Below are 17,395 nucleotides of genomic sequence, written 5' to 3' on the forward strand. Positions count from 1 at the left end.
AACAGTTTTTAAATTTAGTGTTAAGTGCAGAAATCTTTCCTTTTTTCTGTCTAGAAGGTTGGGGAGATTTTTGTTTTGGGTAACTGATAACTTAAAGGTTTTCGAGATATTTATTAAAATCCCCCTCAAAAAATCGTGGTGGATAATCTAAATGTAAACGGTTTTGTAAATCTTTATCTTCCCAAATGACACGTAACCCTATTTGTTGGTTTATATTATAATTGTCATCGCGTTCGGTATAGCCGCACATGAGGTAATTTTTGTTTTCAATATCTCTAAAAAACCTAAAGAATTTTGACATAATATAAAAAACGGTGTCGTTGCAGTCACCAGTGATATCAAATCGATAAAAAATAGGTTGCCCTAAACTTTTATAATTAACTAAATGATGCGCACGTAAATCTCTATTTGAAATTTCCTTGTTTCTTAACTTAATGTGGGTATTTGGAGATATGGGTAAAACAATACAGTGGCCAGCATAGTAACCCGATTTACCAATAAAAACATAATTCAATTCGGGCAACAGTCTGACAGCTTCCCGTATCAATTCTTTATTGACATAGTTTTCATCTCGTTTTTGCGAATCGATAAACTGCTCAAGATGTTTAAAATCTAAATCAAGGTCAATAGTCCTTAAACGATCTGATGTAATATCTATTTGATCTAAATACCAATCTACTTTTGGAAACGAATTAGATTGTTGGGAGAGTGAATACTTTCGGGTTTTAAAGTTATAATATGTTGGAATAGGAACTGCAGCATTTAAATTGCGAATAAGCTGATAAGGCATTAACGTAGCTAAAACAATATCTTCTTCCTTTTCGGGTTTTATTAAAGTTATATCTTTTTCCCAACGTTGTATGGTTCTTAAATCTACATGTAAACTAGCAGCAAAATCTGCTTGGGATAGACCATTAAAAGTTCTATAGTCCATAAACAGTTCGCCAACACTATTGTACTTTTTCATTTTCTGATTGAGATTCTTATTGTAAATATAGTTAACCTAGATAATTGTTGCAAAATGGATTGTGAAGGCAAATAAACTTTCTTTTGGTATTAGTGTTTTTAATGACTAAATTTGAGAATATATAGTCTAACAATACTAATAACTAATTACATTATGGAAGGATATTGCGTAAAGTGTAAATCTAAACGAGAAATTAAAGACGCTGCAGAGGTTACTATGAAAAATGGCAGAAAAGCCATGAAAGGTAAGTGCCCAACTTGCGGAACAGGAATGTTTAGAATTTTGGGAAAAGCTTAATTCTTTAAAGCATGGCGAGCTAGCAATTGTTTGATTTTTAGCTTGCTATGCATTTTTTTATTCCATTGCAATACCAATACTTCGCCATTCATTTGTAAGAAAATTCAATTAAACATGTATTTCATCGATGATTTTTGTCGTTTAATCGTGTTTTTAATTTTTTCATTCACATTCTAACCTATATTTACAGTCCTTCAAATAAGTCCCTAAATCGAATTATTCAGCTTATTTAAGGTTAATTAATTCATTCAGACAATTTTTTGTCTATTCCCTCATGTTAATTTTAGTTTTTTGAAACAATAAAGTTTCATTCAAGGTTATTAATCCATCTTCCCTCGACAGTGATTTTTAATTTAAAATCATTTTAATTTTTAATTACATAAAATTTAATAGCAAACTGTTGTTTAACCCTAAATGAACTAACATGAAAACCTTAAAAATTACTTTATTAGCTGCAATTTTTTGTACGACTTTAACTGGCTTAAATATCGAAAGAGGTATTAATAACGAACCTGTTCAAGAACACGTTACAGAGCAAGAAGATTTTAACTTTGCTTTTACAACCAAAAGACACGTTAAAAGAAAAGGAGAAGTCCCTTCAAACGGATAAGGAATCCCATAACATATAGATAAACAAACCTCTTAATTGTTAAGGGGTTTTGGTGTTATTTATAATATTGGTGTTTACTTCTAATAAATTTTGATAAATTTGAAGGACATATCTATAAGTATGTCCCGAAAGAATATTCTTTATGTTGTTTTTATATTAAATTCTATATTTCTTTTTCCCCAAAAAAAAGAAACTTTAGACAACAATCCAGATTTTAAATACCATTATGATAATGCCGAAAATGAAAGTAAAGAACTTTCTTTCAGGATTGTTGAAGTTAAAAAAGCAATTGAGATTGCTAAAACTAAAAAAAGCGATTCTGTATTATTAAAAGCAAAAAGACTTCTCACCACTTTATACTTAAAGGAATTTTCAGTAGACTCACTATTTGATTTAAATCATGAAAATCTAAAACTTGCAAAAAAAATAAATGATACTTTGGCATTGGGACATATTACCAATGTTCTTGGATGGTATCATAGATATAATAATCGTTCTGATAGCGCATATTATTATTACTATAATGCTTCCAAATACTTTTACTCGCAAGGAGAAAAAGCAAGGGCTGCAGCAGCCCGTTTCGAAATGGCTGATCTACAATTTGAGGATCGAGATTATGTTGGTTGCGAAAGTAATGCATTTGAAGCAATAAGAATCTATCAGGCATTACCACAAAATGAGTCTACACTTGATAATTTATGGGCGCTTCATAATTTAGTGGCAATTGCTTCAGATGAATTAAAACAATTTGACAAGTCTATTGAATATCACAATAAGGCATTAAGCTATAGTGATAAAATAGAAGATAATTTTTTGTACACGCTTTATTCTAATAGTAACATAGCGCTTATTTATAAAGAGTTAAAGCAGTATGATAAGGCCTTTGAGATTTATGAAAATCTTTTTCAAAACGAATCTGTATTGAAACAAGAGTTAAATAACTATGCTTTAATTTTAGGGGATTATGCCCTTTTGAGACATTTAATGGGTAAATTTTCTGAAGAGAACATACTAAAAGATTTAAACAGAGCTTATAAAATCAGTGATAGTATTCAAGATGAAGCCGCTATAATGTCGGTGGCTTTAAATATGTCTGAATATTATTTAGATAAAAAGGAATTAGATTCCTCTTTAAAATATGCCAATATTTCTTATGGCTTGGGAAGAGCTACTTCAACAAATGATGTGGTATTAAATGCTCTGAAGTTAAAGTCAAATATTGAAAAAGATAATAATGCAAGTACATATTTAAATGAATATATTAAACTTAATGATAGCCTTGTAAATAAGGAGCGTTCCATTAGAAATAAATTTGCAAGAATAGAGTTTGAAACCGATGAAATTGAGCGCGAAAACGAGAGGATTTCCAGAGAGCGTTTATGGTTATTGGGCTTATCAGGTATATTAATTGTTACTTTAATTTTACTTTATATTATTATTTCGCAACGTGCCAGAAATAAACAATTAAAGCTCATTCAGCAACAACAGGAAGCCAACGAGGAAATTTACAACTTAATGCTTTCGCAGCAAGATAAAATAGATGAGGCACGTACCATCGAGAAAAAACGTATTTCAGAAGAGCTGCATGATGGTATACTTGGGCGATTGTTTGGCACACGATTAAGTTTAGACAGTTTAAATATGGTATCAACACCAGAGGCAATAAAAACTAGAGAGAATTATATTGTTGAACTAAAAAATATTGAACAGGAAATTAGAAAAGTCTCTCATGAATTAAATACCGACTTTGTTTCTGGATCTGGATTTGAAGATATTATAGCCACACTGGTTGAAACACAAACTTTGGCTTATGGATTGGACTACTCCATTAATACTGATGATGATATTATATGGGAAGACTTACCCAATAAAACAAAAATTCATATTTATAGAATTATACAAGAATCCCTTCAGAATATCTATAAACATGCCCAAGCAACACATGTAGATATTAGTTTTAAATTAAAAAATAACGTAATTTGCTTACTCATTACAGATAATGGCTCTGGATTTGATGTGGACAAAACCCGTAAAGGTATTGGTATTAAAAACATGAATTCAAGAGTTGGCGAAATTGGCGGCGAAGTCCAATTAACCTCTGAAAAAGATGTAGGCACAAGTATCTTAATAACAATCCCAATCTAACCTTAATTAACCTAATAACTATGCAAGAAACCATTCGCATATTAATGACTGATGATCACCCTATTATTATTGAAGGGTATCAAAACACGTTGTTGGCAACCAAAAAGGAATCGCAAGATTTACAAATAGATATTGCAAATAATTGTGATGAGTCTGTTAAATACCTTAAAAAAGCTGTTGAATTAGAAAGGCCTTACGATGTGCTTTTTATGGATATTAGTTTACCACCTTCAGAAGACGGTAGGTTTACTTCAGGAGAAGATTTAGCCAAATATGCCAGACATATTATGCCCGAAGCAAAAATTGTTATGCTAACGATGTTTAATGAAAACTATCGAGTGCATAATATCATTAAAAATATCGATCCAGAAGGGTTTCTTATCAAAAGCGATTTAACTTCTAGTGAATTGGCTAGTGCCTTTCAAGCGGTATTGAATAATCCGCCTTTTTACAGCGGAACTGTAAATAGTATTGTAAGAAAGTCTATAACAAACGATATCAATTTAGATGATGTCGATAGAAAGATTTTGTACCTTTTGTCTCAAGGTGTTCGTACAAAAAGTTTGAAAGACCATATTAATATGTCTATGAGTGCAATTGAAAAACGCAAAAAGCATCTAAAAGTGTTATTTGATGTACAAGATGGTAATGACGAAACCTTATTGGATGAAGCCCGTTCAAAAGGATTTATTTAATTAATAGGTAGTGAAAACTGTTAAAATTTAAGTTTTACGCACATACAAAGAAGTCTTTAAGCTATCATGTTTTCTAGGTTTTACGGTTTTTCCGTAACAAGTTTACGGTTTTTCCGCAACGAAAATTAAATGAGATGGCATATATTTGAAGTATCAACGACAGATTTGATTAATCCCTCAAAAAAATTTGTTGATAATAGCATTTACACAAACCTCGTGGTTTTCGTTTTTTATTTGAAAATCATGAGGTTTCTTCTTTTTAAAACGAAAATATTAAACTCTTGTGCTCCCAGAAAGTTGAAAGAAAAAAACCAAAATAAACACAAGCAACAATAAACTTAATAAATGTTCCGGTAAGAAACCCTAAAAACGAGCCGAAAGCAGCTTTAACAGCAGTTTTAGATTCGGTTTTGTTTAGTAATTCTCCCACTAGGGCGCCAACAAAAGGCCAAACCACTATGCCAATTGGCCCTAAAATGGGAAAAAATATCGCAACAAGCAATCCTACAGTTGTGCCAAATATTCCCGCTTTACTACCACCAAACTTTTTAGTGCCCATAGCTGGAATAATATAATCTAAAGCAAAAACTAATAAAGCAACAGCCAACGTAATACTTAAAAAAAGCCAATTGTTTTCTACAGATTTGGTTAAATAGAGTAATAGTAGGCCAATCCAACTCATTGGAGGTCCAGGCAAAATAGGTAAAAAGCTACCAATAATGCCAACAAGCATAAAAACAAAACCAATGAGTGTGAGTAAAATATCCATATTAAGTTTTTATTGTATGTCGAAGATATGGAAAGATTGTTACATTTTTAAACTAAAAAATTAGTTTGAACTAAATATTTAGTTATATTTGTATTGAACTAAAAAATTCGTTGACATAACGTGTTGAAAAATATATCCATAAAATGAAACAACTCACTAAAGCTGAAGAAGAAATCATGCATATACTTTGGCAGCTCGACAAAGCCAATGTAAAACAGGTTATTGAAAAGCTTCCTGAACCTAAACCTGCATATAATACGGTTTCTACAATTATAAGAATATTAGAAAGCAAAGGTTTTGTAGATTATGAAAAACAGGGCAAGGGACACTTGTACTTTCCTGTAATAAAAAAGCAAGATTATAGCAACCAAAGCTTAAACACATTAGTAGATAATTATTTCCAAGGGTCGTTTAAGAGTATGGTGTCGTTTTTTATGAAGAAAAATGATATTAACCTAAATGAGTTGGAATCGGTTTTAAAAGAAATTAATAAAGACAAAACATCATGATGCAATATATTATTCAGGTAGTTTCGTTTCAGCTGTTTTTTTTGGTTGTTTATGATGTGTTTTTAAAAAAGGAAACTTTTTTTAACTGGAATAGAGTGTATTTGTTGGGCACAGCAGTTTTATCAATTGTAATTCCATTTATAAAGGTTGAAAGCTTTAAAAATGTAGTACCTCAAGAGTATGTGTTGTCTTTTCCAACACTTGTTTCAGAAGCTCAAAACTCAATAGTTTTAGATGAGGTTGTTTTACAAGGTTCTAATTCCTCTCACAATTTTACATGGTATTTAAGTGTGTTGTTACTTATTGGAAGTGCTTTAGCCTTGTTTTATTTTGCATATCGAGTCAACTACATACTGAAATTAATATACAAGAGCCCCAAAGTCAGAAAAAACAATATCAACTTTGTTAAACTCTTAAACAGTTCAGCTGCATTTTCATTTTTTAATTATGTGTTTTTGGGCGAAGACATTAATGACCAAGAACGCGAATCAATTATAAAACATGAAATAGCACATATTAAGGATAAGCACACACTGGATTTGCTGTTTTTTGAAGCCTTGCGAATTGTATTTTGGTTCAACCCTTTAGTATATATGTATCAAAATAGAATGTCCGATTTGCACGAATTTATCGCCGATTCAAAAGCCGTAAAACATGACAAAAAACAATATTATGAAAATCTACTATCGCAGGTTTTCGATACTAAAGTAGTATCGTTCATAAATCCATTTTTTAAACAATCATTAATCAAAAAACGCATTATTATGTTACAAAAAACAAAATCCAAAAAACAACAATTGCTGAAATTTGCTTTATTAATCCCTATAGTTTTAGGGATGTTAGTTTATGTGTCTTGTTCGCAAGAATCAACAACAGAAATTACTGAACAAGAAATGACTGTTTCTGATAAGATAGAAGATATTAGAATGCGTATGGAGGAGAAAGGGGGGTTAACAAAAGAAGAACAGGAAGCGTTATTGAGACTGTGGATTCAAGCTAAAAAAGGTAGTGAAGCTCAACAGATTGGAGAAAGTAATTCAAATGAAGGCTTAAGTTTGAATGAAGTACCTTTTGCAGTTATAGACCAAGTCCCAGTTTTTCCGGGATGTGAAACGGAAACTTCAGAAAAAGAAAGAAAGGCTTGTATGAATAAAACCATCAACAAATTTATCATTAAGAATTTCAATACCAATTTAGCCAAGCAATCTAATCTTTCAGGCGTTCAACAAGTCCGTGTGATGTTCAAAATAGGAAAAGATGGTCATGTTAAAGATATTAGAGCTAGAGCGTTATCCCCTGAATTGGAAGCCGAAGCCGTTCGCGTAGTCAGTATGTTGCCAACCATGATTCCAGGTGAACATGACGGGAAAAAAGTAAGTGTACCGTATTACTTGCCTATAAAGTTTGAAGTGCATGAATAGATTTTTAATAGTCATTTTTATCTTATTTTGTTTTAAAACCGAAGCACAAACTTCGGTTTTAATTGTAGCAGACAGTTTGTTTGCCAATGGTAACTATTCTAAAGCTATAGAAACTTACAAAACGTATAATAATAGAGAGGAAGTGTATCATAAAATGGCTAAAGCTTACAAGGCTATTGGTAATTATGACCAAGCTTTATTGTATTATGAAAATAGTATTAAGGCTTATCCAGATAATATTTTAGTTAAGTATGAGTACGCTAAATTACTATCTAAAACTAAAAAATTTGAGAAAGCATCATCTGTTTTCAATCAGTTGATAGTTATAGATTCATTAAACCCCAATTATCATTATGAGTTAGGTTTAATTCTGGAAACACAACAGGATTCATTATCAATTGTTGAATATAAAAAGAGTTTTCAGTTAGACTCTGAACATCAAAAAGCTATTTATAAAGTGGCTAAATATATGCTTCAGAAACGTAAGCACGACTCGGTAGATTATTATTTGGATTTTGGATTAAAAACGTATGAAAATAATTTGGAGCTTATTAGTTTAAAAGCACAAAATTATTATTGGCAACACGAATATGAAGAGGCCATTTTTTATTTTGAAAAACTAATAATATTGGGTGAATCATCACAGTTCATTCATGAGAAATTAAGCTTTAGTTATTCAGAAGCCTATCAACCTGAAAAATCTATTGAACATATTTTAATAGCTCTAAAGTATGATCCTAAAAACACTACTAACTTGTTTATTTTAGGTCAGTTATATGAGGATGTGAAAAATTATACTTTGGCAGAACAATATTATAAAATAGCTATTGCCATTGATGATGTACCGTTAGATTATGAATATTCCAGGTTAGGAAGAGTACTAAACTTTCAAAAAAAAATATCCAGAAGCTATTGAAGCCTATAGAAAAGCGTTACAGGAAAAACCTAATGATCAAATAATAGCCTTTTATATTGTTTATACCAAGGACAAATATTACAAAGACATTGATACACGGATTGAATTATATAAAACTTACAAGAGTACGTATCCTAAAAGTCCTATGATACCTATGGTTGAAAGACGGATTACAGAATTAAAACAAGAAAAATTTTTGAATGAAGATTAAAATTTAAAAAAATTGTACTTTTCGGTTTCATTACTGATTATGAGACAAATTGCTTTAGCTTTATTTTTTACAATGGTAACATCATGCAACTACTTTGATGTGAAAAAAACATCTTCTGAAGAGATTTTGGAAGAAGAGCTAAAAACATTTAATTGGAGCGAGGTTGATATATATCCTACATTTTCATCTTGTGATAATGAAAAATCTGAAGAAGCCAAAAAACTGTGTTTTCAAAATATTTTAAGACAAGCTATATACAAAAACATAAAATCGGATACCATTGTTGTATCAGAATATCTGAAAGACACCATATTAATAAAGTTTCAAATTTCAGAACGAGGCGAATTATCGGTTGTAGAAATGGATGTCGATTCGCTGACTTTAAAAGAAATCCCTAATCTTAAAGCGTTATTGCAAAATAGCTTAGATTCACTTCCTGAAATTTATCCAGCCATTAAACGTAGGCAAAAGGTGAAAACAGCCTTTGTATTGCCTGTTGTAATTCAAGCCAATTAAAATTTTATTGAAAATTTGCGCATGAGTCGCAATATCTCAACGTATAACCAAACAATGGTAACCAGAAGTCCCCAAGTAGCTAGCCACTCTTTAGATTTAGGAGCCTTGTTTTTGCGCCTTTCTATATAATCAAAGTCTAAAAGCAAGGATAAAGATGCGAAAATTGCAGCCAAAATATTAAACACAATGGCTATCCATGATGTTCCCCAAAGAAAGGAACGAATTCCAAAAAAGCTCAATATCCAAGAAATTATATAAGTCAGGAAAATTGTGGAACAGGCAACAATGATGATACTGCGCAGCTTTTTAGTTACAACTATTAGGCGTGTTTGGTAAAGTGTTAACATGACAAAAAAAGCAATAACAGTAACACCTATAGCCTGATATGGTAAGTCTGGAAATTTTGCCTTGGCGAAACTTGTAATACCTCCGATAAAACAACCTTTTACAACAGCGTAAATAGGAACTAAAACAGGCGCCCAATCTTTTCTAACAGAAATTACAATACTTATAATTATGGCACCTAACATACCGCCTGTTACAAACCATTTTATAGTGTTGCCATTACTGTAATAATACCAAATAAGGACAGTGATTAATGCAATTATTGCTAAACAAGCAAAAGTTTTAATTAGTATACCATGAACAGACATTTTCTTATTAGAGGTAGTCTCCCCATCCCAAAAATAATCTGTGAAAGCAGGATTAGATGTTTTTCCTAAATTCATTTACAAATCAAGTTTAAAGCCTATTGCAAAGTCTATGGGGAAGTTACCACCATTATCTACAAAAAGAGCATAAATATCATGATAAGCAAGCATAATATAACCGTTTTTGGTAACTTTAATGTCAGCACCTACCCCTAGAATAAATGGTACTTGCAAGGCAGAAGAGTTTTCTGAATAGCTTCCTAAACTTGGATCATCAAAAGCATATTCAGCATGTATAAAATCAAATGTTGCAATTTTTAAATTACCATAAAAATTAAATGTAGCTTGATTGACAAATCGAAAACGGTATCCTATTGATAATTGGGTTGAAGAATATTTGAATTCGTCACTTTGTAAGCTGTGTCTGGCTTGAAAGAATAAAGCATGTCTTTGTAATTTGGTTTTTGAAAATACTTCAAAGTCGGCTCCAAAAAATGGAGCAGTTTTATTATCTGGATTGTCAACCAAAGGTTGATTGGTAATACCGCCAAAAACACCTAATCGTGATTGTAGTTTTGAACGAGATTCATAATCATAATTCAAATCGGTTGTTGAATTGTATTTATTTATAAACTCCTTTAAACTATATAAAGTTAAATTTACTTTATCTGTTGTCAGGCCGTATTCAGACGTTAAGTGGAATAACACTGCTTTGTATTCTTCTTGATATTTACGTGTATCAGGATTTTTAGTATTTACTAACTCTTGTATAGATCCATCTTTTGTACGCACAAAATACCGGTATTGAGAATTATCTATGGTCCAAAGTAAATCAAGATTACCTTCAACTTCAGTTTTCAATTCTAAAGTTTCATCGCCAATGGTGTAGGTTTGCTGCGCTTGAGCAGAAAGGGAAAAAGTAATAAAAGTTATTAGAAGGAGAAACTTTCTCATATTACAATATTTTGGTTACTTGTAAAGCTAAAAAAAAATAGCGAATTCTATTGCTCTTATGGTTATTTCTTAAACTGCCGGTTTTTCCATTCATATCCTTTAAACGAGGATAAAATGGCAACGTAGCATATAAAAAATGGATGGCATATACTGCTCCAAAAATAACTTCTAATAACAGTTTCCTGATTTAAAAACCGAATGGTTTTAAACAGTAGAATAAAGTCTATGCTCAATTTTATAACCCAAATATACAAGCATGTGTTCCAAGAAATAATATTCCCAAAAGCTAATCCAATGATTGTAATCACTAACATATTCATCGTTAAAACTATCAATCCAGTAAGTTTGGCAAATCTACTGGAGTAAGCACTGGATTTTGAAGCCCATCTAATACGTTGTTTGGTCAAGGCGTTTAATGACTGTAAAGGTTTTGTTAGTACTAGAGCTTTGTTGCTTTTAAGAAACCCAACGTATTCAGGGTTTGCTTTTCTGGCCTTTTGCAATAAAAACACATCGTCACCGCTTGCAATATGTGAGTTTCCATCAAATCCGTTTAATTCATGAAATAAATCTACTTTATAAGCTAAATTTGCTCCATTGGACATAAAAGGTTTTTTTAACCCAAAACTACCTATGGTTGTTCCCATTAAGCTTATAAAATCTAGGGTTTGAAATTGACTTAAAAGATTATTTTCTACTTTGTAACCAACTGGGCCAGCAATAAGTTTGTGTGTATTTTGTCGAATATAAACATCAAAAAAGTCTAACCAATACTTTGGGGCCACACAGTCGGCATCAGTAGTTATAACCCAATCTGTATTTACCAATTTAAGGGCTGTTTGTATGCCATCTTTTTTAGGTGATTTAGAAAGAATTTCTCTGTTGATAATCTGAAAATTAAAGTCTATTTTATTTATTTGATTATTAATAATGTCCACAGAACTGTCTTCAGAGTCGTCATTAACAAAAATAACCTCAAAATGAGTGCGAGAATAATTTAAGTTCTTTAGTGATTGGATTAATTCAGGTAGATTGTCAGCTTCATTTCTAAAAACTATTATTATGGTGAATTTTATTTGCGATGGTGAATCTAAAATGATAAAATCAGGAACTTTGTCAAACCCATAAATGTAGCTTCCAATAAGAAGGACATATATCGTAATTATTATAAAAATAATTGTTGTAATCATTTGGTTTCAGGAAGTTTAAATTTAATAACAAATCCTGACCCAATAATACTGGGTAAAACAAAATTCAAAAGCCACATTATCGTAACAATACTTAATGTTGTGAGTTCGTTAACGCCAACAATATCAAATAAGTAAACGGCTACACTGCCTTTTATAATAACATCAAAAATAAAAATGGAAGGAATAACAGAAGCTAATAGGTACATGCTTGTAATAACCACCATAGCATTAAAATAAGACACATCAACCCCAAAAACATGAAGTAACCAATAGAACTGAAATGAAAATGCCAGATAGCGAATAAGTGCCAACAAAAGGCCTTTAAAATAAATTTGTGTTGGTAATATTTTTATAAATTCTAATACCTTTTTCAATGAAAATCCACGGACTTTAATGACATTTTGTTTTGTACTTAAATAGCCGAAGAAAATAAACAATAGAATAATGCCTGAAAAGCGAGCGACTTTTAGGTAGTTGATGTCAAGGTCGTATTTCTTAATAAAAAAGATTAATCCTATAAGTCCCAAAGTAACAGTTATAGTCATCTGAAACACATTTCCCAACAGGTTTAAAAAGGCTATTTTTTTTCTAAACTTACTTTGAAAGTACATGATTTTGGCACCATATTCACCAACACGATTTGGTGTAAACAACGAAGCGGTTAAAGATCCTAAACTCTGTTCTAACGATTGAGTAAAACTGATCTTTTTGATGTGAGAGGCCAAAACTTGCCATTTCAAAATTTCAAAAAACCAATTAAAAATGCTTAAAAAAACTAAAAAACTGACGGTTTTAAGTGAAAAACGACGATTTTCTTTTAAATAATCAACAAAATTTAAAAAGCTTAGGCTTTCATTGGACGATAGTTTGTGGTAAATAAAATAAAAAGCGCCAACAACAATACTTATTTTGATAAGTACTAGATAGAATTGTTTAGTTTTGTAAGGAATGGCTCCAAACATGTAATTGAGTCGTAGATTTTAATTTGTACAAAATAAAACAATAAAGTCACATGAAGACAGCTTTTGTAAATTATAGATTTTATAGTCTACTGTTTATTTTACTTTTCTCTACCGCTACTATGTTTGGCCAAAGTGAAGCTAGTAAATGGAAAGCTCAAATTGCTTTTGGTGTTAATATGCCAAATGCTTCAGGGTTTGTTTCTGGTTTTGAAGGGAATTCAGTTAACTTTCCAACAATTAATTTAGGCGCTCAACGTATGTTTAAACCACAATACGGGGTAAAATTAGATTTTGGTTATAATCGAATAGAGAATGCATCCAGTTCACCTTATTTCAAGATTAATTACACTAGAATTAATGCTCAGTTTGTCTACGATGCAACATCGGTTTTTACGTTTTTGCCAGAAAATATTGGAATTGTTGGTCATGCAGGACCCGGAATGACATTTGTAAAGCCATTGACATACCAAGACAACAAGCTTTCATACTTAAATGTCATGGCAGGAATTGAGTTTCATTATACCGTTTCAAGAACGTTTTCGGTGTATTTGGATACCTCATATATTTATGGCATAAGTGGAGATTTTGATTCGATTTCTGATGGATATGGATCATTTAACGGAAACTTATTTACAGCTACTATAGGTTTGTCGGTATCCTTGAGTGGCTGCTATTATTGCGATTAATGAGTAAAGAAAAAATTATTTTAGGAATTGATCCTGGTACAACAATCATGGGTTTCGGACTCATTAAAGTTGTTGGCAAAACCATGTCCTTTATGCAACTTAATGAGTTAGACCTAAAAAAGTATGATGATCATTATTTAAAACTCAAACTTATTTTTGAACGCACCATTGAACTTATTGAAACCCATCACCCAGACGAGATTGCTATTGAAGCACCTTTTTTTGGGAAAAATGTACAAAGTATGCTCAAGTTAGGTCGTGCGCAGGGTGTGGCTATGGCTGCAGGTTTGTCTCGTGAAGTACCTATTACGGAATACTCACCTAAAAAAATTAAAATGGCTATTACTGGAAATGGAAATGCCAGTAAGGAGCAAGTGGCTAAAATGCTACAAAGTTTGTTGCAATTAAAAGAGTTGCCAAAAAACTTGGATGCCACCGATGGTCTGGCTGCTGCAGTGTGTCATTTCTACAACCAAGGTCGTGTGACTGTTGGTAAAAGTTATTCAGGTTGGGCTAGTTTTGTTAAGCAGAATGAAGATCGGGTTAAAAAGTAATTATATATCATTCCTGCGTGTCACATTGAGCTTGTCGAAATGAAGGTAGGAATCTGTTTTTTCTCATGTTAAATAGAATTTTTTTAATAATAACGATTATAGCCTCTTTAGGAGTTGGATATTTAATCAAACTTAATTTTGATAAGTATAGAATTCTTAATGATGAAAATTTTGTTGAGGTAATTATTATTGATGTTCCAGTCTCTTGCAATACGAGCAATAAATCATTACATGCATACTTTAGATTTTATCATAATAATAAAATGTACTCCAAGAGGTTAAAAGATAAGTATTGTAATACTCTCAATCCTGGTGATAAAATTTTTCTTGCGACTAATTCAGAACAAGATATTTTTCTGTATAAAGATGAAAACGTAGATAAAAATTTAGTTTCATTGATTCTTCTGTTCTTGTTTCTGATTTTTTGTTCATTTAAATTCTACAAAAAATTTTAATCATGCTTGGTATCTATATTCACATTCCCTTTTGTAAGCAAGCTTGTCATTACTGCGATTTTCATTTTTCAACGTCTTTAAAAAAGAAAGTTGACATGGTTTCAGCTTTGCAAAATGAATTGTTTTTAAGAAAAGAAGAATTACAAAACCAAGTTGTAGAAACCATTTATTTTGGTGGCGGCACACCCAGTTTGTTGACTAATGAAGAGTTACAACAAATTATTAATTCGGTCTACAATAATTACCAGGTCGTTGAAAACCCTGAAATAACTTTAGAGGCAAATCCTGATGATTTAATTCAAAGTGACTTGTCACCTCGAGCGGAGTCGAGAGGTCTTTTTGAAAGCTATAAAGAGATAGGTATAAACCGCTTTAGCATAGGTATACAATCGTTTTTTGAACAGGATTTAAAATTGATGAATCGCGCTCATAATGTACAAGAAGCAAAAGAATGTTTGTCTATGGCTACAAGTCATTTTGATAATATTTCAATAGACTTAATTTACGGTATTCCGAATGCCAGTAATCAACAATGGCTTGAAAATATAGAAATGGCATTGTCTTATGGTGTTCCGCATATCTCGTGCTATGCGTTAACCGTTGAACCTAAAACCACTTTAGAAAGTTTTATTAAAAAAGGAATTGTTGAGGATGTGGATGATGAAATGGCTCAAGAACAATTTCAGTTGTTGGTTGGAAAGTTAGAGTCCGAAGGATTTGTTCATTATGAACTCTCAAACTTTGGTAAACCTAATTATTTTAGCAAAAACAATACAGCCTATTGGCAAGGTAAACACTATTTGGGTATTGGCCCATCGGCACATTCATTCAATGGACAACAACGTGGTTGGAATGTTAGAAACAACGCCAAGTATATTAAAGCTTTGCAAAAGAATCAACTTCCTATTGAGTGGGAAAATTTAACAACAACCGATTGTTATAACGAATATATTATGACCGGTTTACGAACTATTTGGGGCGTGTCATTAACAAAAGTTGAAGCAGAATTTGGAATTTCATATAAAAAGTATTTATTAAAACAAGCCGAACGTTATATTGACCAACAATTGTTGTATCTTAATGATGATACACTTTTAGTTACAGCAAATGGCAAATTTTTAACTGACGGAATTGCGTCTGACCTATTTAAACTTAATTTATAATGATAGCAACCATTGAAACCAATTCAAGAAAATATAAAATAGACTTATCTAAACCATTGGATATTTCTATCCCACTTAAAGCATCAAAATCCAATGTAAATGCCTGGTATATTGACGAACCTAAAATAGAACCGGTTCAAGATGGCGATTGGATTGCTAGTGTAGAAAAAGGGGCGAGTGTAAATTTTAATAATATTCAGTTTAACCCGCATGCACATGGAACCCATACAGAATGTGTTGGGCATATAACCGAAACGGTATATTCGGTAAATAAAAACCTTAAGCAGTTTTTCTTTTTAGCCGAATTGGTAACTGTAGCCCCAGAATTGATTAATGATGATTTTGTAATCTCAAAAAAACAGTTGCAATTCGCTTTTGGCAATAAAAAACGAGATGCTATTATAATTAGAACTATACCCAATACCAAAGAGAAAAAATCGAAACAATACTCTAATACGAATTGGGTCTATTTTAAAGAGGAAGCTATTCAGTTTTTGGTAAAAATGGGCATCAAGCATTTGCTGGTTGATTTGCCAAGCGTGGATAAGGAAAAGGATGATGGAGAGCTAAAAGGCCATAAGGCATTTTGGAATTACAATGGAAATTTAAGAAAGGATTGTACCATTACAGAGTTTATTTATGTTTCAAACAAGATTGAAGATGGAACTTATTTTTTAAACTTACAAATAGCGCCTTTTGAAAATGATGCAACACCAAGCAAACCCATTCTGTATAAAATTGAGGACTAATGAATATTGAACAATTACGCAACTACTGCCTCTCCAAACAACAAGTAACTGAGCATTTCCCTTTTGATGATAACGTATTAGTGTTTAAAGTTGCTGGAAAGATGTTTCTTCTTACTGGTTTGGATACATGGGAAAAAGGTGAGCCAGCTGTTAATTTGAAGTGCGATCCAGAATATGCTTTGGAACTACGAGAGCAATATGAAAGTGTTGAACCAGGGTATCACATGAGTAAAAAGCATTGGAACACTGTTAGACTTTTTAAAGGTGATTTAGGGATATCTTTTGTCAAGCAAATGATTGATGATTCGTATGATTTGATAGTAAAATCTTTGCCAAAAAAAGTGCGTGATACCTTTCAGTAAAATAGTATTTTTGTAAAAATAAATTGAAACTATGAGCGTCTTACAAATGCTTCAAGATAGAAGCAATAACACCTGCGAACTCTGTACTTCAACGCATGATTTATATCAATATACCATTCCGCCATCGTTAAATGAGAATGTTGCCAATGATGTTTTAGTATGCAAAACATGTCTAGATCAAATAAATGGAGATACCGAAATGGATCCTAACCATTGGCGCTGTTTAAATGATAGTATGTGGACTGAACATGTGGCAGTACAGATTATGGCTTGGCGCATGTTGCAACGACTTCGTAATGAAGGTTGGCCTAAGGATTTGTTGGATATGATGTATTTAGATGATGAAGCTTTGGCTTTGGCTCGTGCAACAGGAGAAGATAAAGACGAATCTGAAAAAATTATTCATAGAGATATCAATGGCGTTATACTGGAGAATGGTGATTCGGTTGTTTTGGTTAAAGACTTAAAAGTAAAAGGTTCCAGTATGGTTGCCAAACAGGGAACAGCTGTTAGAAACATCCGCTTGGACCATGAAAATGCTGAATATATTGAAGGTAAGGTTGATGGGCAGCAAATTGTAATCATCACCAAATACGTAAAAAAGACTTAATAAA

The 17,395-nt window shown here is 31.9% G+C and carries 20 protein-coding genes; 14 read left to right on the forward strand and 6 right to left on the reverse strand.

The annotated features are described in order from the left end of the window. Window positions 1–91: 91 nt before the first annotated feature. Entirely contained in the window at window positions 92–967 is an 876-nt protein-coding gene (locus K7G76_RS02845; RefSeq protein WP_223032693.1) for a helix-turn-helix domain-containing protein, read from the reverse strand. Window positions 968–1,120: 153 nt separating this feature from the next. On the opposite strand from K7G76_RS02845, the gene K7G76_RS02850 reads away from it, so the two are divergent. From K7G76_RS02850 to K7G76_RS02865, 4 genes are all read left to right on the forward strand, one after another. Next, the gene (locus tag K7G76_RS02850; RefSeq protein ID WP_223032694.1) at window positions 1,121–1,264 is read left to right on the forward strand and encodes a DUF5679 domain-containing protein; all 144 of its coding nucleotides are present in this window, start codon (window positions 1,121–1,123) and stop codon (window positions 1,262–1,264) included. Window positions 1,265–1,688: 424 nt separating this feature from the next. Continuing rightward, window positions 1,689–1,874, forward strand: a complete 186-nt coding sequence (locus tag K7G76_RS02855; RefSeq protein WP_223032695.1) for a hypothetical protein — start codon at window positions 1,689–1,691, stop codon at window positions 1,872–1,874. 120 nt (window positions 1,875–1,994) lie between these two features. Next, complete coding sequence (locus tag K7G76_RS02860; protein ID WP_223032696.1) at window positions 1,995–4,019, forward strand: tetratricopeptide repeat-containing sensor histidine kinase; 2,025 nt, start codon at window positions 1,995–1,997, stop codon at window positions 4,017–4,019. A 20-nt stretch (window positions 4,020–4,039) separates the two neighbouring features. Continuing rightward, complete coding sequence (locus K7G76_RS02865) at window positions 4,040–4,714, forward strand: response regulator (RefSeq protein WP_223032697.1); 675 nt, start codon at window positions 4,040–4,042, stop codon at window positions 4,712–4,714. 259 nt (window positions 4,715–4,973) lie between these two features. Here K7G76_RS02865 and K7G76_RS02870 read toward each other — a convergent pair whose 3' ends face one another. Beyond that, window positions 4,974–5,483: a DUF456 domain-containing protein gene (locus tag K7G76_RS02870; protein ID WP_223032698.1), complete on the reverse strand. Its 510-nt coding sequence runs from the start codon at window positions 5,481–5,483 to the stop codon at window positions 4,974–4,976. 143 nt (window positions 5,484–5,626) lie between these two features. On the opposite strand from K7G76_RS02870, the gene K7G76_RS02875 reads away from it, so the two are divergent. From K7G76_RS02875 to K7G76_RS02890, 4 genes are all read left to right on the forward strand, one after another. Continuing rightward, window positions 5,627–5,992: a BlaI/MecI/CopY family transcriptional regulator gene (locus tag K7G76_RS02875; RefSeq protein ID WP_223032699.1), complete on the forward strand. Its 366-nt coding sequence runs from the start codon at window positions 5,627–5,629 to the stop codon at window positions 5,990–5,992. Continuing rightward, complete coding sequence (locus K7G76_RS02880) at window positions 5,989–7,413, forward strand: M56 family metallopeptidase (protein ID WP_223032700.1); 1,425 nt, start codon at window positions 5,989–5,991, stop codon at window positions 7,411–7,413. Before K7G76_RS02875 ends, K7G76_RS02880 begins: the two co-directional genes overlap by 4 nt. Further along, window positions 7,406–8,329 (forward strand): tetratricopeptide repeat protein, encoded by a 924-nt coding sequence (locus K7G76_RS02885; RefSeq protein WP_255572905.1) that lies wholly within the window; start codon window positions 7,406–7,408, stop codon window positions 8,327–8,329. The genes K7G76_RS02880 and K7G76_RS02885 overlap by 8 nt, the downstream gene beginning before the upstream one ends. 250 nt (window positions 8,330–8,579) lie before the next feature. Then, window positions 8,580–9,056 carry a hypothetical protein gene (locus K7G76_RS02890; protein ID WP_223032701.1) on the forward strand — a complete coding sequence of 159 codons (477 nt, stop codon included), beginning with the start codon at window positions 8,580–8,582 and terminating at the stop codon, window positions 9,054–9,056. Here K7G76_RS02890 and K7G76_RS02895 read toward each other — a convergent pair. The 4 genes from K7G76_RS02895 to K7G76_RS02910 all read right to left on the reverse strand — a co-directional run bounded on the left by K7G76_RS02895 (window position 9,053) and on the right by K7G76_RS02910 (window position 12,812). Beyond that, entirely contained in the window at window positions 9,053–9,784 is a 732-nt protein-coding gene (locus K7G76_RS02895) for a Bax inhibitor-1/YccA family protein (protein ID WP_223032702.1), read from the reverse strand. The two genes, K7G76_RS02890 and K7G76_RS02895, sit on opposite strands and share 4 nt — an antisense overlap. Continuing rightward, complete coding sequence (locus K7G76_RS02900) at window positions 9,785–10,660, reverse strand: hypothetical protein (protein ID WP_223032703.1); 876 nt, start codon at window positions 10,658–10,660, stop codon at window positions 9,785–9,787. A 62-nt stretch (window positions 10,661–10,722) separates the two neighbouring features. Continuing rightward, the gene (locus tag K7G76_RS02905; RefSeq protein WP_255572906.1) at window positions 10,723–11,850 is read right to left on the reverse strand and encodes a glycosyltransferase; all 1,128 of its coding nucleotides are present in this window, start codon (window positions 11,848–11,850) and stop codon (window positions 10,723–10,725) included. Further along, complete coding sequence (locus K7G76_RS02910) at window positions 11,847–12,812, reverse strand: lysylphosphatidylglycerol synthase domain-containing protein (protein WP_223032704.1); 966 nt, start codon at window positions 12,810–12,812, stop codon at window positions 11,847–11,849. The genes K7G76_RS02905 and K7G76_RS02910 overlap by 4 nt, the downstream gene beginning before the upstream one ends. Before the next feature lie 50 nt (window positions 12,813–12,862). On the opposite strand from K7G76_RS02910, the gene K7G76_RS02915 reads away from it, so the two are divergent. From K7G76_RS02915 to K7G76_RS02940, 6 genes are all read left to right on the forward strand, one after another. Further along, window positions 12,863–13,498, forward strand: a complete 636-nt coding sequence (locus K7G76_RS02915) for a cell envelope biogenesis protein OmpA (RefSeq protein WP_223032705.1) — start codon at window positions 12,863–12,865, stop codon at window positions 13,496–13,498. After that, on the forward strand, window positions 13,498–14,052 hold the full coding sequence (gene ruvC / locus K7G76_RS02920; protein ID WP_223032706.1) for a crossover junction endodeoxyribonuclease RuvC: 555 nt from the start codon (window positions 13,498–13,500) through the stop codon (window positions 14,050–14,052). Before K7G76_RS02915 ends, ruvC begins: the two co-directional genes overlap by 1 nt. A gap of 457 nt (window positions 14,053–14,509) precedes the next feature. Then, window positions 14,510–15,670, forward strand: a complete 1,161-nt coding sequence (gene hemW / locus K7G76_RS02925) for a radical SAM family heme chaperone HemW (protein WP_223032707.1) — start codon at window positions 14,510–14,512, stop codon at window positions 15,668–15,670. Next, window positions 15,670–16,419 (forward strand): cyclase family protein, encoded by a 750-nt coding sequence (locus tag K7G76_RS02930; protein WP_223032708.1) that lies wholly within the window; start codon window positions 15,670–15,672, stop codon window positions 16,417–16,419. Before hemW ends, K7G76_RS02930 begins: the two co-directional genes overlap by 1 nt. Further along, the gene (locus tag K7G76_RS02935; protein ID WP_223032709.1) at window positions 16,419–16,781 is read left to right on the forward strand and encodes an MmcQ/YjbR family DNA-binding protein; all 363 of its coding nucleotides are present in this window, start codon (window positions 16,419–16,421) and stop codon (window positions 16,779–16,781) included. The genes K7G76_RS02930 and K7G76_RS02935 overlap by 1 nt, the downstream gene beginning before the upstream one ends. Before the next feature lie 31 nt (window positions 16,782–16,812). After that, window positions 16,813–17,391, forward strand: coding sequence for a PhnA domain-containing protein (locus K7G76_RS02940; protein ID WP_223032710.1), 579 nt, complete (start codon window positions 16,813–16,815; stop codon window positions 17,389–17,391). Window positions 17,392–17,395: the final 4 nt, after the last annotated feature.

The sequence above is a fragment of the Hanstruepera marina genome (genome assembly GCF_019880635.1).
GTDB lineage: Bacteria > Bacteroidota > Bacteroidia > Flavobacteriales > Flavobacteriaceae > Hanstruepera > Hanstruepera marina.